We start from the raw sequence: 442 nt of genomic DNA, 5'->3' as shown, positions 1-442 counted from the left end.
ATTAGAGTAAGGCTGTAGCGATATTTGGATGGGTACCCTCATGACGCCAGCAGAACGCCAAGAACTTTTACAGTGCAGTCAACGTATCGCGGCACTGCTATATCAGGAAGCCTGCGAGCAAGACCAGCCGATGGCGAATTTGGGAGCCATCGAATCCATGGTGCGCGCTCAAGTGCAAGACCATGTCACGCCAGTGATTGGGGAGTTTTTTGCCAAACCGTCACGGGCACCGATGAAGGATATTCCCGCCAACTAGAGAGCATTCTGGGTCGGTTATCCCTCAGTAGTGAACAGGCCAAACAACTCGGTGTCCGTCCTCGGCAACAGATTAGCCCTTATTTAGAGCTGTGCTGCCTGCGCCAAAGCGCCATTGTTTCTTACGCCCAAGCGGCGACTGAAGTCGAAGTCCAAACGGGACGCCGGGTGAGTGCCAAAACGCAGC

1 protein-coding gene is annotated in these 442 nt (G+C 54.1%); it reads left to right on the top strand.

Annotation, left to right across the window (positions count from 1 at the left end):
• The first annotated feature begins 40 nt into the window (after nt 1–40).
• Entirely contained in the window at nt 41–256 is a 216-nt protein-coding gene (locus JUK32_RS06075) for a hypothetical protein (protein WP_204137955.1), read from the top strand.
• Nucleotides 257–442: the final 186 nt, after the last annotated feature.

The organism is Halomicronema sp. CCY15110 (genome assembly GCF_016888165.1).
Lineage (GTDB): Bacteria > Cyanobacteriota > Cyanobacteriia > Phormidesmidales > Phormidesmidaceae > Halomicronema.
This window is presented reverse-complemented; position numbering and strand designations above follow the sequence as displayed.

Bases quoted from the DNA above. Each gene is read 5' to 3' on its own strand.
- JUK32_RS06075 (WP_204137955.1), top strand. From the start codon at position 41: ATGACGCCAGCAGAACGCCAAGAACTTTTACAGTGCAGTCAACGTATC.